Raw genomic sequence first — 21,338 nt, forward strand, 5'->3', positions numbered from 1 at the left:
TCAAGACCCAAGCAGTCCCTGCGCTTCGAGTGGAGCGACGGCGAAATCGGGGATGCGCAGTCCCTTCACCACCTCTATGCGGCCTTTCCGCACACCGGGATAGGCACCCGCGGCTTCTACCAACACCGCCTGCGCCTCCTTGCCCTGCCCCCCCAGCGCATAGGCGGAAGCCGTTGGTCCATGCCGAGATCGCGGTGGTTCTCCAAGTCCTGCCGCATGGTCTCATGGATCACCCCGTCAGGCTGGCCGCGACGCGACGCCCAGCGCGATTTTCGACTGGACCTTGAGGATCTGCTCCGGATCGTAGTCGATCGGCGCATTGCGCCCCGACGTCACGCCCGCAGACCGTCCAAAGCAATAGGATAGCCTTTCAGCCGGTCTCCCTGCCCTGCAAGCGTTCGATCGACGAGATAGAACAGAAGTTCCACCAGTTTCGGCGCAGATCTGAAAGATGAAGCAGCAACGACGCGTGCAAGAGCGTCGCGATAGTCTTCGGCGGTGGGCTCCATCTCGTCCCCCTCCGGACCAGAAAAAATCCGGAGGGGGAGCTTTGGCAAACACGCTTCCAGTTGCGGCCCGAAGCGGACGTCCAAAAACCTTGCTGTCGATTCGCGCCCGCGCCTCGTCTTGCGAAAACTCCAGCGGGAGCGGAACTGCCGGAAGCGAGCCGGTGGTCCAGGTGGCCACCGGTGTCCCGCAGCCTCGTTGCCTCGGTTCGGAACGCGCTTCCAGCAGACCTCGACGTCGATCGCAGCCCCGAGGGAACGAAGGACATGCCACCGCGAACCTGCGGCGGAATTTCAAGGTTATTGCCAATGTAGAAAAATTGCAGCGCAAAGCACCCGTGTTTAACTGTTAAATTCCGTCTATTTCCGCGAGATAGGGCTGTTCCACGCGATGCTTCACGGCATCACGTTCACTATCGCACACAAATCAATCGGTTCGGGGCTCTCGGCTTCGAACTTCGGTACCAGACGCGAAAAAGCCGCGAGACCCGATCCGGGTTCGCGGCTTTTCGTTCTTGGTGCCCCTGGCCCGACTCGAACGGGCACGCCTTGCGACAAACGATTTTGAGTCGTTCGCGTCTACCATTCCGCCACAGGGGCATCCCTGCTGCCGTTATCCTTGCGAATATCGGCACCGGCGCGGCTGACTTAGCCGCGCCTTGGCTTCGGCTCAAGTCACTTAAGCGCGTTTGCCAACAACTTGTGGAGACGCGAGTGCAACGCGTCGTTGCCGGCAAGGATCTGCGTATCATGAATGGGCAGCGAGCGGCCCTTCCAGTCGGAGACGAAACCACCGGCCTCACGCACCAGCAGGCAGCCTGCCGCCGTGTCCCAGGGCTTGAGATCGGCTTCCCAGAAACCTTCGTAGCGACCGGCGGCCACCCAGGCGAGATCGAGCGCGGCCGAACCGAAGCGGCGGATACCCGCGACCTGCGGGGCCAGTGCGTGGTAGATCTTGGTCCACTCGCCCGCATCGCCGTGACCGGCGAAGGGAATGCCGGTGGCGATCACGCTCTCATCGAGATGACGGCGCGACGAGACGCGCAGGCGCTTGTCCTGAAGCCAGGCGCCGCGGCTCTTCTCGGCCCAGTAGCTCTCGTCGGTGACCGGGTTGTAGATCAGGCCCGCGGTGACTTCACCCCAGCCCTTGCCGTCCAGACGCGGCTCCTGCACGGCGATCGAGATCGCGAAGTGCGGGATGCCGTGGAGGAAGTTGGTCGTGCCGTCGAGCGGATCGACGATGAAGCGCGGCTTGTCGGGATCGCCCTCGATCTCGCCCGCTTCCTCGAAGAGGTAACCCCATTCGGGACGCGCCGCACGCAGTTCGTCCCAGATGGTACGTTCCGAGGCCTGGTCGGCCTTGGAGACGAAATCCGCCGGTCCCTTGCGCGAGACCTGGAGGTGCTCGATTTCGCCGAAGTCGCGGCGCAGGCGGCTGCCCGCCTTGCGGGCCGCCTTTTCCATGACGCGAATGAGACCGGAGATGGCCATAAAACTTACCTTGTCCTTCGAGGTCCGGCCGCAGCCGGTCTGATTATCGGCCCTGCGGCGCGGATTGTTGCGGAGCGGCGGAGGCGCCGGGAGCAGCGGGCGCACCGGCGGCGGGTGCCGTCGGCTTGTAGCCGCAGATCGCCACCATGGCGCTCAGCAGTTCGGTGGGATTGTCGCGGCTGATCTTGCCGGGATTTTCGGCGATCACCTTGTCCATCGATTCGCTGATCTTCTGGAGCGAGTTGTTGTAGATGCAGCCGACGAGCGCGCCCTTGGCCGGGCCTTCCACCTTTTCGGACTGGAGGCCGCTGATCAGCACTTTCAGGTAGAGCATCGCGCTCTCCACTTCAGGAGAAGCGGCGTGCGCGCCCGCAGCAGGCGCTGCGGCCGGCTTGGCCGGGGCGGACTTGGCTGGCGCCTTCTTCGGCGCAGCTTGTGCCGGAACAGCAAGCCCTGCCACCAGGGCAGCCGCAGCGATGATCGACGCCAGCGCGCGCATCAGTCGGCCTTCTTCACGTAGGACTTCTCGTAGACGTCCACGACGATGCGCGTGCCGCTTTCGATGTGCGGCGGCACCATCACGCGCACGCCGTTGTCGAGCACGGCGGGCTTGTAGCTGGACGAGGCGGTCTGGCCCTTCACCACGGCGTCGGCTTCGACGATCACGGCTTCGACCTGCTCGGGCAGTTGCACCGAGATCGGGCGCTCTTCCCAGAGTTCGAGCAGGACCTGCATGCCGTCCTGAAGGAAGGCCGCGGCATCGCCCAGCAGGTCGGCGGGAAGCTGGATCTGTTCGTAGGTCTCGATGTCCATGAACACCAGCTGGTCACCCTCGACGTAGAGGAACTGGAAGTCCTTGGTGTCGAGACGGACCTTTTCGACGGTGTCGGCGCTGCGGAAGCGGACGTTGGTCTTGCGGCCGTCGATGAGGTTCTTCATCTCGACCTGCATGAAGGCGCCGCCCTTGCCCGGCTGGGTGTGCTGCGTCTTGGCAACTTTCCAGATGCCCTTTTCGTATTCGAGAATGTTGCCGGGACGAATGTCGACGCCACTGATCTTCATGGGATGAACCTTAAGATGGGAAAGAGCCGGTACTACCGAAAGGAAGCGCCCTTAGCCGAGGAGACTGCCTGTGGCAATTGCTTCGCGCCGATGCTAGCGGTTCGTCATGATGCGCGCCCTTCGTAACGCCCCTTTCGCCGCCCTCCTCCTTGCCACCTCCGTGGCGGGAACGGCCAGCCCTGCGCCGCCGCCCGTTCCCGGCGGCCCGATCGGCACGATGGAACTCGGCCAGTACAATTGCGAGCGTGACGGCACCGCCGGCGGTCCGGTCGGCATCCGGTTGCCGCAGTACGATTTCCGCGCCGTGACCGGGTCCAACTACAAGACCCCGGACGGCGTGCGCGGCAGTTATCTGATGACCGGCAGCCAGATCCTGATGACCGGCGGCGAACTCAAGGGCACGCTCCTGCATCGCACCTCGAAAGGCTTCCTGCGCCATGTCGGCCCGGACGGCGCGGATACCGATGTGCGCTGCGTCCTGACCAGAAGCGGTCGCGGCCCGCTGGATCCTGCCGGGAACGTCAACGAACCGGATAGCTGATCGCTCGCTCCTGAAAGTTCACATCGACGGCGCATAACCGCCGTTGAGCGGGTAAGTCTGCCCGGTGATCCATTCCGCCGCGCCCGAGCACAGGAATGTCACCAGCGCCGCCACGTCGGTCGACTTGCCGCAGCGGCGAATCGAATAGCGCGACATCAGCCCCTTCATGTGCTCGCCCTGCATGATCTCTGCGCGCTGCTCCTCCGGCATGTCGGGAAGCAGGGCGGAGAGCGACACGCAATTGGCGGTGACGTTGTAGCGCCCCAGTTCCTTGGCTATCGAGCGAATGAAGCCCTGCGCCCCCGCCTTCGATGAGGCATAGACCGCCATCTTCGCTTCCCCGATACGGCCCGAATCCGAAACGATGGTGACGATCCGCCCGCGCCCAGCCTCGACCATGTTGGGAATGAAGGCGAAGCAGCAGTTGTAGACGCCGTAGAGATTGGTGCCGAGGTAACGCTGCCAGTTGGCGGGATCTTCCTCCCAGAAATTCAGCGAAGGCCGGATCGACGCGCCTGGCCCGGCCATGCCCGCATTGTTCACCAGCACCGTCGCCGGGCCGAGCTGCGCCGTGATCGTGGCATTGGCCGCCCGCACCGCGTCGAGATCGGTCACGTCGAACGGCACCGCCAGTGCAGGCACGCCCATGGCGCGTACTTCGGCCACCACCGCCTCGGCGCGTTCTTGCACGAAATCGTTGACAGCAATGCCGCCCGCATTGTGCCGCGCGAGTTCCAGCGCCGTCGCCCTGCCCGCATTCTGGCCGGCGCCGGTGACCATAGCCACCTGCCCGCCCAGATCGATCAAGTCCTGTCCCTGCATCCTTTTTGCTCTCTCCTGCGTCACCCCCAAAGCGCCTCTGCCGCGGCCAGCCCCTGCGCGCCCCGTCCGCCCAGTTCCGCCGTCAGCAGCTTGAGGCGATAGGTCCACAAGTGCAGCGGATGCTCCAGCGTCATGCCCATGCCGCCAAGGAACTGGTGATAATCGTAACAGACCCGCTTGGCCGCTTCCTGCGCATGGAGCAGCGCCATCGCCGCATCGGCATGATCCCCGCTCGCCGCCGCGCGCATGGCGAGCCAGTAGACGCTGTTCGTCACCACTTGCGCTTCGGCAAGGCGGTGGCGCATTGCCTGAAAGGTCACGAGCGGTCGGCCGAATTGCTTGCGCTCGGACACGTAAGTCACCACGCTCGCCAGCGCCGCGCCCAGCAGGCCCGCCGCTTCCACCGCCATCGCCACGCGCCAGGCCCGGGTGACTTCGGCCGGATCGACATCGTGCGCAGTCATCGCTTCGGGCAGGCCGGTGAGAAACGCCACCGGATAGGCATAGAGCGTATCCTCCTGCGCCGGAGCGATCTGCCCCTCGCTTGCGGTGAAGCTGCGCACGCCCGAAGGCCCGACGACAACCACCGTCGCACCGGGCCGCAGGAAGCGCAGTGGCGCCGAAATGCGCCCTTCTTCCACCAGACAGAGCGGACGCGGCAGTCCGGGATCGATCAGCGGGCGCACCAGCGCGGATGCAGCTGCCTCCACCGCGAACGGCAGGCGGGCGAGTTTCTCCACCACCAGCGCGGCGGTGATCGGGCCAAGCTCCTCGACCGCCATGACATCGAGGAAGCCGTTCTCCACCAGCGCGGCATCGAGTTCCGCGCTTTCCAGCGCCAGCGCCGCATCGTGCAGCGGTGCGGATGCGAAAGGCCGCGCAAGGGCTTCGACGAAATCGAGAACCTGCGTCTGGTCTTCGTTGAGGGCAAGCTGCATCAGCGCGGCTCCCGAGGCAGTTCCAGTACGTCGCTGGCGATGATGTTGAGCTGGATCTCGGCTGACCCTGCGGCGACCCCGGCGACGATGCCGCGCTGGTGGTGCATCTTGAGATAAGGCGAAGCGCCCGCCAGCGCTTCGGGTAGGAACTCCACCACGAATTCGCAGACGGCGCGCTCGGCCATGACGGTGGCGTAACGCGCGGAACTGGACTCGGCGCCGATCGCCAGCCCGTCCACGCGCTTCTGGACGACGGCATAGTTGGCCGTGCCCGCAGCCTCGCACAGCGCCGCGCAGCGCGCTGCCTCGATGCGGACGTATTCGCGAGCGAAATCGCCGCGCTGCTGCAGAATCATGACCGCCCGGTCCAGCGCGGCACGGGCCAACGTGAAGCGGGGAATGCCCAGCCGCTCGTTGCGCAGCGAATAGGCGACGATCTCCCAGGCCTGCCCTTCTTCACCGAAGCGCGCGGTTTCGGGCACGGTCACGTCGTCGAAGAACACCTCGTGAATGTCGCCTTCACCGATCAGCGAAGGGATCTGGCGCACGGTGATGCCCGGCGTGTCCATCGGCACGAGGATTATGGTGATGCCCTTCTTGCGGTCGTCACTGGTGCGGGTGAGCAGGAAGCAGGTATCGGCAAGGCCCGCGTAGGACGTCCAGATCTTCTGGCCGTTGATGACGTAATTGCCGTCTTTCAGCACCGCACGCGTGCGCAGCGAAGCAAGGTCCGATCCGGCATCCGGTTCGGAAAAACCCTGACACCACAGCGATTCGCCGCGCGTGATCGGCTCCAGATAGCGCGCGTTCTGCTCGGGCGTGCCATACTTCTTCAGCGTCGGACCGATCCAGTTGACGTTCATGTACTGGCCGCCGCGCGGCTCACCAACAATCCACATCTCCTCGGAAAGGATTTGCTGCTCCCACGGCCCCAGCCCTTCGCCGCCCATCGCTTGCGGCCAGTGTGGAAACAGCAGGCCGACCTCGGCCAATTTCAGGCAGAACCTGCGCGCAAAAGCCGTCAGCGCGGGCGAGGCCGGGCCGTGCTCGGAGAACTTCTCCCAGTCGTCCGGCAGACTGTCATGCAGGAAGTTCCGGATCTTGTGCCGGAACGCGTCCTGTTCCTCGGTCCATTCGAACTGCATGGCATCCTTCGTCTTGTCTTTCCTCCGGCGTACCCAGCAGGCCACGCGCTCACAAGCAAAGGGCCAACGCCCCGGCGAAAACCGCCACGCCGAGACCCCGGGCGCCGCAACGGCGGCTTGCCTCCGGGTTGCAAAAGCATGCACCCTGTCCACGCCAAAAAGAGAGAAACCGGGAAGATGATGACCGAAAAGACCTTCGTTGCCGCAGCCAGACTGGAGGACGTGCCCCCCGGCACCAAGCTCGTCGTCGAGGTCAACGGGATCGGAATCCTCCTCTGCAACACGGCGGACCGCATCTTCGCCGTGCGCAACTTGTGCAGCCACGCTTACGAGACGCTGGAATGCGGCCGAATGAGGGGCGGCTGGATATCCTGCCCGGTCCACGGCGCCCGCTTCGACCTCGAAACCGGCGCGCCGATCAACCCTCCGGCGACTATGCCGATCGAGACTTATGCAGTGCGGGTTGTCGGAGATTCCATTGAAGTGGAAGTCTGAAAGCAGGGGAGCCCCTCGGCGAAGCTCAGGATAAACATAGCCCCCAGCCCCCCAATCGCGCACTCCTTGCTGCCGCAGGCCATAATGCCTCCCGGCTCACCGTGGGCGCCAAACGGTCAGGTCTCGCACAACGCCGACATTCCGCGGGTCTGGGGGATCATCCCCCAGAATCTTTCCCTTCTCTTCGTTCTTCCCGATATCGCCGCAGCGACCCACCCCCGTCTGGACGCCTCGGCACCCCATCGGCACAGACAGGGGCATGACCAACGATCTCGAAGCCCTGCGCCGCGAAGTCCGCAGCTTCCTCGCTGCCGAAGCGCCCACCGACTGGCGCGATGCCAGCCGCACGCAGGCCGATTTCGTCCGCACCCAGCGGGGCTGGTTCGGCAAGCTCGTCCGCGCCGGCTATGCGATCCCGCACTGGCCCGCCGAGTATCCCGGCGGCGGCCGCAGCCTGGCCGAGCAGAAAGTGATCTACGAGGAACTCGCCGGCGCCGATTGCCCGCGCCTGCTGCTCTCGTTCGTGTCCACCTACCACGCCTTCGCCACCTTGCACGAGTGCGGCAACGCCGAGCAGAAGGCGCGCTATCTGCCGAAAATCCTCGAAGGCGAGACTTGGTGCCAGGGCTTTTCCGAGCCCGGCGCCGGATCGGACCTTGCCGCCATCAAGACGCGGGCCGAACGAAAAGGCGACATCTACGTCATCAACGGCCAGAAAGTCTGGTCGACGATGGCCCAGTTCGCCGACAAGTGCCTGCTGCTCGCGCGAACATCATTTGACGGCGTGAAGCAGGCGGGCATCACTTACCTGCTGATGGACATGAAGGCGCCCGGCGTCACCGTCCGCCCGATCCACCAGATCCAGGGCGACGAGGAATTTGCCGAAATCTTCCTCGACAACGTGGAGATTCCCGTCTCCGAGCGTGTGGGCGAGGAAGGCCAAGGCTGGGCCGTGGCGCAGGCGACGCTCGCCTCCGAACGCGGGCTGACGCTGATGGAGCTGTCCTACCGGATGCGCGGTGCGCTGGGCCGGGTAGCGAAGCTGATCCGCGAGCATGGGCATGAAGACGATCGCGGTGTACTGCGCGATTTCGGCACGCTGGTGACGCAAGTGGACGCGGTCTGCGCGATTGCCGACCAGTTCCTCGACAACCGCATCAACGGGATCGAGCGCATGGGCGACGCCTCCATCGTCAAGAACGCCTATAGCCGCGCTCTCAGGGCCTATTCGGCGCTGGGCCTGCGACTGGGCGGCATGGACGAGCAATATGTCGCGCCGATCACTTTCGGCGATCTCAATACCGGCAACTGGATGGCCGATTTCATGAATTCCTATGCCTGGACCATCGCCGGCGGCAGCGAGGAAGTGCAGCGCAACATCATCGCCGAACGCATGCTGGACATGCCGCGCGAGCCGAAGGGATGGGTGCTGTGATCGAACTCAACGAACTCACCGACGCCGCGCAGAAGGCATTCCCGGCGAAAGAGCTGTCGCCCTCGCGCGACGAAAGCTGGCAACTGGCCGCCGAGATGGGCTGGCTGATGGTGCGCCTGCCCGAAGAGGACGGCGGCCTAGGCTTCACGCGAGAAGCGTCTACCGCCCTGCACCTCGAAATGGGGCGCTTGCTCGCCGCGATGCCGCTGATCCCCGCGCAGCTCGGCGTTCTGGCGATTGCCGCCAGCGAGGATTTTGCCGGGCGCGCGGAATGGCTGGAACGGCTGGCCGGCGGTGAATATGCGCCGCTGCCGATGCTCTCCTCCAAGCTGACGCAAGGCTCGGACGGCACCGTGTCCGGCACGATTTCCGGCGTGTTCGAAGGCGACATGGCGGTTGCCGTGGTGGCGCAGCTTCCCGGTGGCTATGCGCTGTTGCCGCTTGACGCGCCGGGCGTCTCGCTGGTCGAACGACCAATCTGGGACCCCAGTCGCCGCCTGTTCGACGTAGTGCTGGACGGCTTCACCCCTGCCCTGATGCTCACCGATGCGGCGGGTGCCAAGCCGCTGCACGACCATCTGTCGGGCGAGGCGCAACTGGCCCTCGCCGCCGACTGCATCGGCGCAGCGGGCGCAGCGCTCGACATGACGATCGAATATATGAAGGTCCGCCGCCAGTTCGACCGGCCCATCGCGCTGTTCCAGTCCCTGAAGCACCGCGCCGCCGACATGAAGACGCGCATCGTCGTCGCCGAAGCGCTATTGTGGAAGCGCGCGCGGGACGAAAGCGCCAGCCTCACCGAACTCGCCGCCGCCAAAGTGCTGGCCGCCGACGCCTTCCGCTTCGTCACCGAGGAAATGGTGCAACTCCACGGCGGCATCGGCCTTACCGACGAGCATCCCTGCCACCTGTTCCTCAAGCGTGCACTGTTGAACCTGCAACTCTGCGGCAATGCGGACCTGTGGAACGAGCGCGTGGCCCGCGAGGCGCTGGCCAAATAGTCGAGACTTGCGCAACCTCGCACGGGCCGTGACAGTTGGGGCTATCGAAGTCCCCGCAGGAACCACCCCACGATGAGCGAGACAGGCAGCGTCGCTGCGCATTTCAAGGCCAACATCGTGCTTTACGGCGCGCTGGCCGCCAATCTCGGCATTGCCGTCGCCAAGTTCGTGGCCGCTGCGATCAGCGGCTCGTCCTCGATGCTGACCGAGGGCGTGCACTCGCTGGTGGATAGCGGAAACCAGGTGCTGCTGCTCTACGGCCAGAAACGCGCCAGCCGAAAGCCGGACCCCACGCATCCTTTCGGCTATGGCCGCGAGCTTTATTTCTGGGCTTTCGTGGTCGCCATCCTGATCTTCGCGATCGGCGCGGGCGTGTCGATCTACGAAGGCGTGGTCCACATCCAGCAGCCCCACGCGATCGAGAACCCGACGCTCAACTATATCGTCCTGGGCATCGCGTTCCTGATGGAAGGCGCGTCATGGGCGCTGGCCGTGCGCGAATTCGATCGCGGGCGCGGCGAGCAGACCTGGTGGCAGGCGATCCACCGCAGCAAGGACCCGCCCGGATTCATCGTGCTTTTCGAGGACAGCGCCGCGCTGATCGGCCTGGTCATCGCGGCGGTGGGTGTCTGGGCGTCGGTTCACTTCGCCGACCCGCGCATCGACGGCGTCGCGTCGGTGCTGATCGGCTGTGTGCTGGCGGGCGTGGCAGTGCTGCTGGCCCGCGAATCCAAGGAACTGCTGATCGGAGAAGCGGCCGATCCCGTGCTCATCGCCCAAATCCGCGAAGTGCTGAACGGCAATCCGTGCATCGACGCGGTGAACCACATTCGCACCATCCACACGAGCCCGCAGGCGATTTTCGTCGCCATCAGTGCCGACTTCGCGGACGACCTGAGTATGGGCAATGCCGAAACGCTGATCGAGGAACTGGAACAGCGGGTGAAGGCGCTCTCGCCGTGGATCACCTCCATCTACATCCGCCCGGAAAAACGGGCGGATGCGATGGTTTGGTGATCGGTTTCAGCCCATGGCGACGAGGCGCCGGGCCTCGGCGATGATCTCGGGCGGCTGCACGAGGAAGGCGTCTTCCAGCTTCTTGGCGAACGGCACCGAGCAATAAGGCGCGCCAAGACGGCCGACCGGGGCCTTCAGCTTGCCAAACAGCATTTCCTGCACGGTCGCGGCGATTTCCGCGCCCGGGCCGAAGTTGCGGCCGGCTTCGTGAACCACCAGCAGGCGACCGGTCTTCTCGGCCGATGCCAGCACCGTTTCCTTGTCCCACGGCGAAATCGTGCGCAAGTCGATCACTTCGACCGAGACGCCCGCCTTCGTCAGTTCCTCATAGGCCTGCATGACGGTGAACATCATCTGGCCATAGGAAACGATGGTGATATCGCTACCCGGCGCGACGACATTGGCCTTGCCCAGCGGGATCGGGCCCTGATTGACGGGCACGTCCATCGGCACGAACAGCGTCTTGCCGCTTTCGACGATGATGACCGGATCCGGGTCCTGAATGGCCGAAAGGTAGAGGCCCTTGAAGTCCGCCGGGGTCCAGGGGATCACCACCTTGATGCCGGCGGTGTGGCAGAACCATGCCTCGTAGAAGTCGGCGTGCTGGCCGGCGGTCTGGTTACCTGCGCCGGTCAGGGTGCGGATCACCATCGGCACCTGGCTCTGGCCGCCCGACATGAAGCGCAGCTTGGCCGCGTGATTCACGATCATGTCCATGGCCACGGTCGTGAAGTTCATCAGCATGATTTCGGCAACGGGCTTGTAGCCGCCCATGGCCGCGCCGATGGCCGCGCCGATGATGGCCTGTTCCGAGATCGGCGTGGAGCGCACGCGCATCGTGCCGAACCTGGTGGAGAGGCCCCGCGTAACGCCGACGACGCCGCCGCCTTCATTGTCCGCAATGTCCTCGCCCAGCACGAGGACCTTGGGATCGGCTTCCATCGTCTCCATCAGTGCGGCGTTGATCGCCTGGAGGCCGTTCATCTTCACCGTTTCCACCACGGTTGCTTCCAGAGTTTCAGTGCTCATGCCGGAATCTCCTCTGCAAAGACGTCGCGGCGCAGTTCGTCGTCGGACGGATATTCGCAGGCCATCGCGAATTCGATGGCGTCGTTCACTTCGGCCTCGACCTTCGCGGTCAGCGCGTCGAGTTCCTCGGCCGTGGCGATCCCATCGTCGATCAGCTTCTGGCGGAACTTGGGCAGCGGATCCCTGGCGATCGCCTCGGCCTTCTCTTCCTTGGTCATGTAACCGTCGGCATCGCCGAAGACGTGGCCCATGAAGCGGAAGGTCTTGCATTCCAGCAGGGTCGGCCCCTCGCCCGCACGGGCACGCTCGATGGCGGCGTGGGCGTGGGCGTAGACGTCGACCGGGTCGTTGCCGTCCACGGTGTAGCCCGGCATGCCGTAGCCGATCGCGCGCTTGGAGATCTGGTCGACCGAAGTGCAGTTCTCATAACGGGTGTGCTCGGCAAAGCCGTTGTTCTGGCACACGAAGATCACCGGCAGCTTCCACACGGAAGCCAGGTTCAATGCCTCGTGGAATGCGCCGATGTTGCTGGCGCCGTCACCGAAATAGGCGACGGTCACCTGCTTGGTGCCGTCCAGCAGCGCCGCCCAGCCGAACCCGTTGGCGATCGGCATCGACGAACCGACGATGCCGGTGGTGACCATCACGCCGGTTTCCGGGTGCGTGAGGTGCATCGGGCCGCCCTTGCCCTTGCAGGTGCCGTCGACGCGGCCGCAGATCTCGGCCCAGAGCGGGCGGAGCGGCATGTCCTTGGCGACCATGTCGTGGATGCCGCGATAGATCGTGCAGATCTTGTCGTCGTTATGGAGCAGCACCGAGATGGCCGAAGGAATGCATTCCTGCCCGCGCGCCGAGTAGTACGGCGCGGTGATGCGGCCGCGACGGATCTGGGTGCGGGTGGCATCGTCGTTGCGCTCGATCCGGATCATCCGGCGATAGATGTCGAGCTGGGTCTTGGCGTCCGGGGTCGCCCGGTTCTCCAGCGCCCGGTTCTCCGTTGTTTCGCTCATAGGTCCTCTCTCGATCAGCCCGGTTGTTCCGAGCTGGCTGAACCCTAGTTCAGTACGCCCCCCGGCGACGCGCACAAGGGGAGGCCGGACCGCCCCGGCGTTATCCGCCTGCGGGAGCCGTATCATCGCCGCGAGATGGTGTGGAACCGAACGCCGTTACGTAACTTATTGCACATGGCAGACCGGGCTTCCGTTCACCTTTGCGGAAGCACGGTCGGCCAGAATCGCATTGTTCACGCTTTCCCGCTCGGCTTGGAGCACTGCGGGGCTGTTAAACAACATAGACAACAAGGAGTGAATGCGATGTCGCCTTATCTGACGAAACTTGCCCCTGTCGCCGTGATCCTCGTCGGATCGATCGGTCTGGGTGGCTGTGCCACCAAGGGTTTTGTGCGAGACCAGATCGCCACCGTGAACCAGCGGATCGATGGTCTCGATTCCCGTCTCCAGCAGACGGACGCCACCGCGAAGCAGGCCCTCGCCGAGGGACAGGCCGCTTCGGGTCAGGCCCAGCAGAACGGCCAGCGTATCGACCAGCTCAATTCGCGCGTCGATGGCGTCGAGCAGCAGATGGCCGCCAGCCAGCGCAAGCGGGCACGCAACTGAGCGCCCTTTCGCGCCCGTTGCCCAGAAGACTGTGATACCATGGTCGGCGCCCGTTCGAGGTGCCGACCATTTTCCGTGCCAAATTCCGTGAGTTCATTCCGACAATGATGAGCGTTCCTCTGGCCTTTGCCGCACTCGCGCTGGCAGGTGCCGCACCAAGCCCTCTGACCGAAACCCGGGCCACTGCGACGCATCTGGCCAAGGCTCCTGCGACCAAAGCCAAGAAGCCGGGCACGAAAAAAACGGTAGCCAAGCGCCCATCGAAAGCGCAGACCGCAGCGGCGGCGCAACCCAGGCCGGTACGCGAACTCTCGGCGGGTGCGGCCTTGGTCGCCCACTGGGTGGCCGACTCGGCGGACAATCACTCGCTCCCCTACATCATCATCGACAAGGCCGCCGCCCGCGCCTACCTGTTCGATGCGGAAGGCAAGCAGCTTGCCGATGCCCCGGTGCTGATCGGCAAGGCCCTCGGCGACGAGGCCACCCCCGGCATCGGCGCTAAATCGCTTTCCGAGATCGGTCCCGCCGAGAAGACCACGCCCGCAGGCCGCTTCCTTGCGAAGTTCGGCTGGGCCGCAGGCAGGCAGCGCGTGCTCTGGGTGGACTACGCAACTTCCGTGGCGCTCCACACGATCCCCCCCGGCAACAAGGAAAACCGCCGCGCGCGGATGCTGTCCGAAACCATCGACGACAACCGCATCACATTCGGCTGCATCAATGTGCCGATGGCCTTCTACAAAAAGGGCGTCAGTCCGCTGTTCCAGAAGGAGGGCGGCTACGTCTACGTCCTGCCCGACGTGAAGCCGCTGGAAGAAGTCTTCCCGCGCCTGCGCGTGGAGGCCGTGCGACAAGCGAACGCCGCCACGCTCGGGCAGCAATAGTCACCCCGCAGGTTCAGACCTGATTTCCAAGGCCCGCCGCATGTTTCGCGGCGATCCAGCCGAACGTCATCGACGGCCCTATGCTCGCTCCCGCGCCGGGATAGACGCGCCCCATCGGCGAAGCCGTGCTGACTCCGCAGGCATAGAGCCCCTCGATCGGGGTTCCGTCCGCCCTCAGCACACGGGAATCGCTGTCGCAGACGACCCCGCCATACGTGCCGACGTCCCCCGGCACGATCGGGATCGCATAGAACGGCGCCTTTTCGATCGTGCCCATGCAGGCATTGGGACCGTCCTTGAAGAACGGATCGCCCAGCCAGTTGTCGTAGGCCCGTTCCCCGCGATGGAAATCCTCGTCGCGCCCATCCCGCACGAAGCCGTTCCATCGCGCCACCGTCGCTGCGAGCGCTGCTTCGGGTACGGCGATCTGCCGCGCCAGCGCTTCCAGGCTCTCCGCCTTGCGCATCCAGCCCGAGGCCAGCCACTTGGCCATGTTCTTCTTCGCCTTGCCTTTCCCGGCCACGGCATATTCGTCCATGTACTGCCGGTCCAGAATCGCCCAGCTCGGGATGGCCGGATGGGTGCGGTTGCGCAGCAGCATGGCCTCGCAGAATTCCTCGTAGGAACCGCCCTCGTTCAGATAGCGCACGCCGGTCTGGTCGACCTGGATCGCATGCGGCTTCCCGGTGGTGCCCTGAGTGCCCGGTTTCACATAGTCGGTGTCCCAGCCCGGCGCTTCCGACATCTGGAAGCCGACCATCTGGTCCATCTGCGCCAGAACCGCGCCGTGGCGTTCGAGTTCGAGGTGCATGTCGCCGGTATCGCTCTCGATCCCGTTGGACCACGCCGCGCGCGTTCCGGGCATGTACCTGTCGCGCAGGGCCTGGTTCTGCGAGAACCCACCCGCGTTCATCAGCACGCCCAGCCGCGCGCCGACGCGCCAGGGCCTGCCGTCCCGCACCGTGACCACGCCGACCGCGCGCCCGTCATCGACGATCGTTTCGCTGACCGGACTGTCGGTACGGATTTCCGCCGCCTGCCGGTCGAGCACCGCCTTGAGCATCCGGCCCTGCAAGGCCGCCCCCGCCGTCACCCAATGCTTGCCGGTCAGCTTTCCGGCGACGATCTTTACGGCGGTCTTGAGCAGAATTTTCCTGATCGCCCAGGAGTGCCTGGCGAAAGGCAGCTTCATCGCGTCGTCCAGCCTGACCGGGACTTCGGCAAAGCCCTGCCGCAGCTTGCCCGCCCAGCCCTTGCCCAGTGCGTTCTTGTCGAAAGGAACGGCGGTGACGGTGCGGCTGGTCTTCACGCCGCCGGGCAGTTCGTCGTAATAGTCCGGCCAGAAGCGCGAGCCCCGTTCCATCTCGACCCCCTGCGAGACGATGAAATCCAGCATCTTCGGCGCTTCCCGCGCGTAAGTCCGGCGCCGGTCTGGGCTGGTGCCGGGACTTTCCTCGCCATCGGAAACGACCGCGTCGAGATATCGGCAGGCCTGCTCGAAGCTGTCCTCGCCGGGGTCCATGAAGCGGTTGTTGGGGATCCACATGACCCCGCCCGACTTGGCCGTGGTGCCGCCGATCCAGGGGGCCTTTTCCAGGATGAGCACCGACTTGCCCGCCTGCTTCATCAGCAGCGCCGATGCCATCGACCCCGCCCCGCTGCCGACGACCACCCAGTCGAAGCTCTCGTCGAACTGCGCCATTGCTACGCTTCCTCTTCCCTGACCTGCGGCTCTGCTCCGCAACTTGTGCCGTTCAGGCGTTCAGCATGGTAGAACGGAGTTGTCCGGGCTTGGCAAGGCGCCGGGCGGGAAGAAGCCCGGCAAGCCTGAAAGCTTCGCCCCGGCGAAGGATGAGCGCCTTTTGCAATTCACCCTGCCCTGCCCGCCGCGTCGCGCCTATGACCGGAAGAAAGACCGGGAGACTTGCCGAAAATGCGCGAAATGCCGCCCCTGCCCAATCTCGCCACAATCGCCATGACGCGCGAGGACCGCCTGCTACGGATCACCCTGAACCGACCCGAGGCGATGAACGCGGTCGATCTCCAGCTCCATGACGATCTCGCCGCGGCCCTATGGTTCGCCCAGAACGATGCCGCATCGGACGTGATCGTGCTGACCGGCGCCGGGCGCGCCTTCTCCGCAGGCGGCGATCTCGACCACATCGAGCACAATGCCCGCAGTCCCCACCTCTTCGACCACGAGGCCCGCGTCGCCAAACGCATCGTCTCGACCCTGCTCGACATCGACAAGCCAGTGGTCTGCCGGATGAACGGCCATGCCGTTGGCCTCGGGGCGACGCTGGCGCTGCTCTGCGACGTGATCTTCGCCGCCGAAGGCGCCCGGATCGGCGATCCCCATGTCGGTCTCGGCCTCGTCGCGGGAGACGGCGGCGCAGTGATCTGGGCGCAGCGCATCGGCCTGACCCGCGCCAAGGAATATCTCCTGACCGGCGAACTGCTCACGGCAGGCAAGGCGGCGGAGATCGGCCTTATCAACCACTGCGTCCCGGCCGAGGAGCTCGATGCGCGGGTCGATGCGTTCTGCGCGAAGCTGCTTTCCGGCGCGATGGTCGCGATACGCGCGACGAAAGTGCTGACAAACCTCGAACTCAGGCGGCTGGCGACGGCGCTGATGGATGCCGGAATTGCCTACGAGAGCCTCTCCGTCCGCACGGCCGACCATCTGGAAGGTATCGCCGCGCTGCGGGAAAAGCGCCCGCCCCGCTTCAGTGGGAAGTGACGGTTCTGCTCAGGCCTCCGGAGTCACCCGCTCGCCCCATTCGGTGAACAGCGCGGTGTAGCAGGTCGCCATGTCCTGCGCGTCGCTCGGCGTCAGTTCGCCGGTCGCCATCCCTTGCCCGATCGCGCCGAGCAGCGCCATCGGATCCTCGGTCTCGATATCGTAGATGGCGAGGTAAGGATTGGTGTCGCTGCCGGTCAGCCGGGCCACAAGCGCATACCGCTGGGCGCCCTCCATGCCGAAAGCGTTCACCAGTTCCGGCAGATGCGTGTTGTCATACCAGTCGTGATACTCGGCCTCGCGCCCCGACAGCGGGGTGGTCAGGACTATGAGCTTGTACTTGGGCATAGGTTGTCCTCTCCGCATTGCCGGTGCCGGCGTCGGGGCGGACTGTCGATCACCATCCGGCGCGCAGCAAGAACCCGAAGACCCGGACGCGAAGGTATCGCCCCGGCGCAGGCCATGGACACTATCGCACCCGCGATTGCGTGAGGCCGCCGATTGAACGGGGCGGCGAGGTATGATGAGGACAGGGAAACGTCACAAGAAAAGCCCTGGGAAAGCCTGAAACATGAACTTCGACCTGACCGACGAACAGTCCATGATGCGCGACACTTTCGCACGCTTCCTCGATGAAAATTCGAGCATGGCCCGTGTGCGCAAGGCACAGGAAACCGGCGGTTTCGACGCTGGCCTCTGGACCGGCCTTGCCGAACTGGGCGCCTTTTCCATGCGCGTGCCCGAGAAAGCGGAGGGCATGGGCCTCGGCCTGTTCGACGCCGGAGTGCTGATGGAGGAAGCGGGCCGCACGCTGGCTTCGGGTCCGCTGGCCGAAGCGCTCGTGGCGACGCGCCTGCTCGGTCTGCTGGGCGGTCAGGAAGAGCTGCTGGCAAGGGCCATCGGCGGCAAGGCCGTCGTCACGATCGCCATGCAGGATCTGGCGGAGTTCCCCCGGCAGTGGATTGCGGGCGGTCTGGTTGCCGAGGCCGTGATCGCGTGCAAGGGCGGCGATGTCGTGCTGATCTCCGTTCCCGCCGAAGCGCGGATCGCCGAATCGACGCTAGCCGCCACGGCGATTGCGGAAATCGACCTCGCCGCTCTGCCGACGACCGTGCTGGGCAGCGGCGAGGACGCACTGGCAGCTTTCGCCGCCGGGCTTGAGGAATGGAAGATCCTGGTGGCGCTGGCGCTGTCCGGCCTTGCCCGCGCGGCGCTGACGATGGCGGCGGACTATGCGGGCGAGCGCAAGGCGTTCGGCGTGTTCATCGGCACGTTCCAGGCCCTGTCGCACCCGATGGCGGACCTGATCTGCGAGATCGATTCCGCCCGGTTCCTCGCCTGGCAGGCCCTGCGCTCGATCGCCGACGGCGATGCGGAAGCAGGCGCGCAGGTTTCGCTTTCCGCATGGTACGCCGCCGGAGCCGCAGGGCGCACCGTGCGCCATGCCGTGCAGACCTTCGGCGGCATCGGCCTCACCACCGAGCACGACGTGCATCTCTATAACTTGCGCGCCAAGGCCTGGCCGCTGGTCGCAGGCGATCCGGAAGACTGGCTGGCTGAAGCCGGTCGCCGCCTCTACGCGGGGGAGAAAGCCGCGCTGCCCGATGTGGGCGATGTGCCGGTCGAGTTCGATCTCGGCGAGGATGCCCGCGCGATCCAGCAGGAAATCCGCGCGTTCTTCGCGAGGAACGTCACCGACGAACAACGCGGGAAGTTCCACTTCTCGTGGGAGGGCCATAACCCGGTCATCCACAAGCAACTGGTCGAGGCGAACCTCGCCTATCTCCAGCTTCCCAAGGATGTCGGCGGGCGCGGCCTCGGCCCTTACGCCGTGACGGCCGCACGCTCCGCCTTTGAGGAGGAAGGCTGGAGCAACCCGGTGGCCGGTGTCGCGCAGATGGTCGCTCTCATCATGCACCGCTTCGGCACCGAGGAACTGAAGCGCGATGTGCTCGCCAAGGTGATGGCGGGCGAGGCGATCTGCTCATTGGGCTATTCGGAACCGGGCTGCGGATCGGACGTCTTCGCCGCGCAGTGCAAGGCCACCCGGCTTGAGGACGGCTCGTGGCGGATCGACGGCACCAAGATGTGGACCAGCGGCGCCAACCTTACCGACTATGTGCTGATGCTCTGCCGTACCGATCCGGATGCCCCCAAGCACAAGGGGCTGACGATGTTCATCGTGCCGCTGAAGGCCGAAGGCGTCACCGTGCAGGGCGTCCACACTTTCATGGACGAGCGCACCAACATCACCTTCTACGACAACGTCCGCATCCCCGACACCTGGCGCCTGGGCGAGGTTAACGCGGGAGGCCGGACCATGGCGGCCAGCCTCGAACTCGAACACGGCGGCGGCTTTGCCAAAGTGCAGCGTGCGTTGATGGAGAACGCGGTCGAACTCTGCCGGGAAATCCCCGTGGCGGGCGGCGGCAGGCTGATCGCAACACCCAAGGCGCAGGCGCGCCTCGCCCGCACTTACGCCAATGTGCTCGCCTCCGAACTGATCGCCTATCGCGCCAACTGGACGCAAGTGCACGGCAAGGGCAACGGCGCCTATGGCCCGATGGCGAAGATGTTCTCCTCCGAACTGTTCATCACCGATTCCCGCGATCTGCTTGACCTGACGGCGCCCTACTCGCTGGCCAAGCGCAAGGGCGCGGCCAATGCGATCAACCTCGCCTATCGCCATGCGCACGGGACGACCATTTACGGCGGCACCAGCCAGGTGCACCGCTCGATGATCGCCGAAAAGGGCCTCGGCCTGCCGCGTTCGCGTAATTGAGGGGCAACACGATGACCGAAGAAGCGCCGCACCTGCTCACCGAAGACGTGGACGGGATCCTGATCGCCACGCTCAACCGGCCGGACAAACTGAACGCGATCAGCCGCCAGATGATGGATCTGCTGACGCAGGCCGTGCTGCGCTTTCGCGAGACGCCCGAACTGAAGGTCATTCTGATCCGATCCGCCGGGCGCTATTTCAGTTCCGGCGCGGACTTGCGCGGCGGGAACCGGAACGTGGTCTCGCCCACCGCCACCAGCGCCAGCGCGCGCGGCATTCGCGAGAACCACCGGCTCAATCTCAACAACATGCAGCAGCTGTGGGACGAGATCGAGCATATCGAGAAGCCCTTCGTCGTCGCGCACCATGCGATGTGCGTGGGCGGCGGGCTGGAAATGAGCCTCTCGTGCGATTTCCGCCTCGCCGCCAGAAGCGCGTCCTACGCCTTCCCCGAGGGCCTGTTCGGCGTGCTTCCGGCCTCGGGCGGCGTCTCGCGCCTCACCCGCATCTGCGGTCCGCACTGGGCGCGCTGGCTGATCATGGCGAACAAGCCCGCCCCGGCCGACATGGCCCTGACCATGGGGCTGGTCCATCAGGTCTACGACGACGAGACGTTCGAGCAGGATGTCATGGAATTCTGCCGCCACCTGACCCGGCAGAACCCGGAGCAGATGGGCGCGGCGAAAGTCGCCATAGAACTCTGTGCCGAAGTCGGCCGCGACAGCGCCCGCCAGATCGAACGCATGGCGAACAGCGCGCTGATGCTCAACCCGGATTATATCCGGGGCATGGAAGACTATCTGAAAGGCGTCGGCTCAAAATCGAAAGCCTGAGACGCCGGAGGACGGCGGCGCCGTGGCACCGCCGTCCCTTGACGGGTTTCAGGCCCCGACCAGCCCGCGAATGGCACTTTCGAACAGCGCCCGGCCATCGGTGCCGCCGTGCGTATTCTCGATGGCGCGCTCGGGGTGCGGCATCATGCCCAGCACGTTGCCCGCCGCATTGAGCACACCCGCGATCTGGCGCGCCGAGCCGTTGACGTCCTCGGCATAGCGGAAGGCGACGCGGCCCTCGCCTTCGAGACGGTCCAGCGTTTCCTCGTCGGCATGGTAGTTGCCGTCATGATGTGCCACCGGGATGCGGATGTGCTGGCCGCTCTCGTAGCCCGAGGTGAACAGCGACTGCGCGTTCTCCACCTTCAGCGAAACCTCGCGGCAGACGAAGCGGATGCCCGAATTGCGCAGCAGCGCGCCCGGCAGCAACCCGCTTTCGGTGAGCACCTGGAAGCCGTTGCAGACGCCGAACACCGGCACGCCGCGACCTGCCGCCTCGATCACCGCCTGCATGACCGGCGAGCGCGAGGCTATCGCGCCGCAGCGCAGGTAGTCGCCATAAGAGAACCCGCCGGGCAGGCCGATGAAGTCGAGGTTGTCCGGAAGCTCGGCATCGCCGTGCCAGACGCGGATGCACTCGGTGCCCGAGACTTTCTCCAGCGCCACCGCCAGATCGCGGTCGCAGTTGGAGCCCGGGAACGTGACGACAGCGGAGCGGAAAGCCATCAGGCGACCTTCTCGATGCGGTAGTTCTCGATCACCATGTTGGCGAGCAGCTTCTTGCACATGTCGTCGATCGCTTCGTCGCTGACCGTTTCCGCGACGTCGAGTTCGAAGAGACGACCGGCACGCACGTCGTTGACGCCCGAGAAGCCCAGGCCTTCGAGCGAGTGATGGATCGCCCGGCCCTGCGGGTCGAGGACACCAGGCTTGAGGCTGACGTGGACGCGGACTTTCATCTCAGGGCCTTTCGCTAAGGGCGCAGATTCGTTTCAGCGCCTATG

General features: G+C 65.2%; 24 protein-coding genes and 1 tRNA gene. 10 read left to right on the forward strand and 15 right to left on the reverse strand.

Features of this window, described 5'->3' with window-relative positions; all coding sequences use genetic code 11:
* The 6 genes from AC4D6D_RS10580 to efp form a co-directional block, all read right to left on the reverse strand.
* A complete protein-coding gene (locus AC4D6D_RS10580) occupies positions 1-126 on the reverse strand; it encodes a hypothetical protein (RefSeq protein WP_491325238.1) in 126 nt (41 codons plus the stop codon).
* A 206-nt stretch (positions 127-332) separates the two neighbouring features.
* Positions 333-509, reverse strand: coding sequence for a hypothetical protein (locus tag AC4D6D_RS10585; protein ID WP_491325239.1), 177 nt, complete (start codon positions 507-509; stop codon positions 333-335).
* Between the two features lie 513 nt (positions 510-1,022).
* Positions 1,023-1,106 (reverse strand) — tRNA-Leu (locus tag AC4D6D_RS10590).
* Positions 1,107-1,181: 75 nt separating this feature from the next.
* A complete protein-coding gene (locus AC4D6D_RS10595; RefSeq protein WP_147215175.1) occupies positions 1,182-1,997 on the reverse strand; it encodes an inositol monophosphatase family protein in 816 nt (271 codons plus the stop codon).
* Positions 1,998-2,040: 43 nt separating this feature from the next.
* Positions 2,041-2,496 (reverse strand): hypothetical protein, encoded by a 456-nt coding sequence (locus AC4D6D_RS10600; protein ID WP_491325240.1) that lies wholly within the window; start codon positions 2,494-2,496, stop codon positions 2,041-2,043.
* Positions 2,496-3,059, reverse strand: coding sequence for an elongation factor P (gene efp, locus AC4D6D_RS10605; protein WP_147215179.1), 564 nt, complete (start codon positions 3,057-3,059; stop codon positions 2,496-2,498). Before efp ends, AC4D6D_RS10600 begins: the two co-directional genes overlap by 1 nt.
* Positions 3,060-3,165: 106 nt before the next feature.
* Between efp and AC4D6D_RS10610 the strand changes: the two genes are divergently transcribed.
* Positions 3,166-3,600, forward strand: coding sequence for a hypothetical protein (locus tag AC4D6D_RS10610; protein ID WP_491325241.1), 435 nt, complete (start codon positions 3,166-3,168; stop codon positions 3,598-3,600).
* A gap of 18 nt (positions 3,601-3,618) precedes the next feature.
* Here AC4D6D_RS10610 and AC4D6D_RS10615 read toward each other — a convergent pair whose 3' ends face one another.
* The 3 genes from AC4D6D_RS10615 to AC4D6D_RS10625 are packed head-to-tail and all read right to left on the reverse strand — an operon-like array spanning position 3,619 to position 6,505.
* A complete protein-coding gene (locus AC4D6D_RS10615; protein ID WP_491325242.1) occupies positions 3,619-4,422 on the reverse strand; it encodes an SDR family NAD(P)-dependent oxidoreductase in 804 nt (267 codons plus the stop codon).
* A gap of 20 nt (positions 4,423-4,442) precedes the next feature.
* Positions 4,443-5,360, reverse strand: coding sequence for an acyl-CoA dehydrogenase family protein (locus AC4D6D_RS10620; protein ID WP_491325243.1), 918 nt, complete (start codon positions 5,358-5,360; stop codon positions 4,443-4,445).
* Complete coding sequence (locus tag AC4D6D_RS10625; protein WP_491325244.1) at positions 5,360-6,505, reverse strand: acyl-CoA dehydrogenase family protein; 1,146 nt, start codon at positions 6,503-6,505, stop codon at positions 5,360-5,362. The genes AC4D6D_RS10620 and AC4D6D_RS10625 overlap by 1 nt, the downstream gene beginning before the upstream one ends.
* 180 nt (positions 6,506-6,685) lie before the next feature.
* Here AC4D6D_RS10625 and AC4D6D_RS10630 point away from each other — a divergent pair, with 180 nt between their 5' ends.
* From AC4D6D_RS10630 to AC4D6D_RS10645, 4 genes are all read left to right on the forward strand, one after another.
* The gene (locus AC4D6D_RS10630) at positions 6,686-7,000 is read left to right on the forward strand and encodes a non-heme iron oxygenase ferredoxin subunit (RefSeq protein ID WP_147215865.1); all 315 of its coding nucleotides are present in this window, start codon (positions 6,686-6,688) and stop codon (positions 6,998-7,000) included.
* 259 nt (positions 7,001-7,259) lie between these two features.
* Positions 7,260-8,435 carry an acyl-CoA dehydrogenase family protein gene (locus tag AC4D6D_RS10635; RefSeq protein ID WP_491325245.1) on the forward strand — a complete coding sequence of 392 codons (1,176 nt, stop codon included), beginning with the start codon at positions 7,260-7,262 and terminating at the stop codon, positions 8,433-8,435.
* Positions 8,423-9,436 (forward strand): acyl-CoA dehydrogenase family protein, encoded by a 1,014-nt coding sequence (locus AC4D6D_RS10640; RefSeq protein ID WP_491325246.1) that lies wholly within the window; start codon positions 8,423-8,425, stop codon positions 9,434-9,436. Before AC4D6D_RS10635 ends, AC4D6D_RS10640 begins: the two co-directional genes overlap by 13 nt.
* Positions 9,437-9,508: 72 nt before the next feature.
* Positions 9,509-10,453 carry a cation diffusion facilitator family transporter gene (locus AC4D6D_RS10645; protein WP_491325247.1) on the forward strand — a complete coding sequence of 315 codons (945 nt, stop codon included), beginning with the start codon at positions 9,509-9,511 and terminating at the stop codon, positions 10,451-10,453.
* 6 nt (positions 10,454-10,459) lie between these two features.
* On the opposite strand, the gene AC4D6D_RS10650 is transcribed toward AC4D6D_RS10645, so the two are convergent.
* On the reverse strand, positions 10,460-11,482 hold the full coding sequence (locus AC4D6D_RS10650) for an alpha-ketoacid dehydrogenase subunit beta (RefSeq protein WP_491325248.1): 1,023 nt from the start codon (positions 11,480-11,482) through the stop codon (positions 10,460-10,462).
* On the reverse strand, positions 11,479-12,492 hold the full coding sequence (locus AC4D6D_RS10655) for a thiamine pyrophosphate-dependent dehydrogenase E1 component subunit alpha (RefSeq protein ID WP_491325249.1): 1,014 nt from the start codon (positions 12,490-12,492) through the stop codon (positions 11,479-11,481). Before AC4D6D_RS10655 ends, AC4D6D_RS10650 begins: the two co-directional genes overlap by 4 nt.
* A 303-nt stretch (positions 12,493-12,795) precedes the next feature.
* Between AC4D6D_RS10655 and AC4D6D_RS10660 the strand changes: the two genes are divergently transcribed.
* Together AC4D6D_RS10660 and AC4D6D_RS10665 are read left to right on the forward strand one after the other, a co-directional pair.
* Complete coding sequence (locus AC4D6D_RS10660; RefSeq protein WP_147215195.1) at positions 12,796-13,098, forward strand: hypothetical protein; 303 nt, start codon at positions 12,796-12,798, stop codon at positions 13,096-13,098.
* Between the two features lie 104 nt (positions 13,099-13,202).
* The gene (locus AC4D6D_RS10665; protein WP_491325250.1) at positions 13,203-13,979 is read left to right on the forward strand and encodes a L,D-transpeptidase; all 777 of its coding nucleotides are present in this window, start codon (positions 13,203-13,205) and stop codon (positions 13,977-13,979) included.
* Positions 13,980-13,992: 13 nt separating this feature from the next.
* Here AC4D6D_RS10665 and AC4D6D_RS10670 read toward each other — a convergent pair whose 3' ends face one another.
* Entirely contained in the window at positions 13,993-15,681 is a 1,689-nt protein-coding gene (locus tag AC4D6D_RS10670; protein WP_491325251.1) for an FAD-binding protein, read from the reverse strand.
* Positions 15,682-15,912: 231 nt separating this feature from the next.
* Between AC4D6D_RS10670 and AC4D6D_RS10675 the strand changes: the two genes are divergently transcribed.
* Entirely contained in the window at positions 15,913-16,719 is an 807-nt protein-coding gene (locus tag AC4D6D_RS10675) for an enoyl-CoA hydratase/isomerase family protein (protein WP_491325252.1), read from the forward strand.
* Between the two features lie 9 nt (positions 16,720-16,728).
* Here AC4D6D_RS10675 and AC4D6D_RS10680 read toward each other — a convergent pair whose 3' ends face one another.
* Complete coding sequence (locus tag AC4D6D_RS10680; protein ID WP_491325253.1) at positions 16,729-17,067, reverse strand: hypothetical protein; 339 nt, start codon at positions 17,065-17,067, stop codon at positions 16,729-16,731.
* Between the two features lie 223 nt (positions 17,068-17,290).
* On the opposite strand from AC4D6D_RS10680, the gene AC4D6D_RS10685 reads away from it, so the two are divergent.
* Together AC4D6D_RS10685 and AC4D6D_RS10690 are read left to right on the forward strand one after the other, a co-directional pair.
* Complete coding sequence (locus AC4D6D_RS10685; protein WP_491325254.1) at positions 17,291-19,501, forward strand: acyl-CoA dehydrogenase family protein; 2,211 nt, start codon at positions 17,291-17,293, stop codon at positions 19,499-19,501.
* An 11-nt stretch (positions 19,502-19,512) separates the two neighbouring features.
* On the forward strand, positions 19,513-20,334 hold the full coding sequence (locus AC4D6D_RS10690) for an enoyl-CoA hydratase/isomerase family protein (RefSeq protein ID WP_491325255.1): 822 nt from the start codon (positions 19,513-19,515) through the stop codon (positions 20,332-20,334).
* A gap of 48 nt (positions 20,335-20,382) precedes the next feature.
* Here the strand turns inward: AC4D6D_RS10690 and purQ are convergent, their stop codons facing one another.
* Together purQ and purS are read right to left on the reverse strand one after the other, a co-directional pair.
* Positions 20,383-21,060, reverse strand: a complete 678-nt coding sequence (purQ, locus tag AC4D6D_RS10695) for a phosphoribosylformylglycinamidine synthase subunit PurQ (protein ID WP_147215209.1) — start codon at positions 21,058-21,060, stop codon at positions 20,383-20,385.
* Complete coding sequence (gene purS / locus AC4D6D_RS10700) at positions 21,060-21,293, reverse strand: phosphoribosylformylglycinamidine synthase subunit PurS (protein WP_147215211.1); 234 nt, start codon at positions 21,291-21,293, stop codon at positions 21,060-21,062. Before purS ends, purQ begins: the two co-directional genes overlap by 1 nt.
* Between the last annotated feature and the right edge of the window lie 45 nt (positions 21,294-21,338).

It is taken from the genome of Novosphingobium sp. BF6, assembly GCF_058273105.1.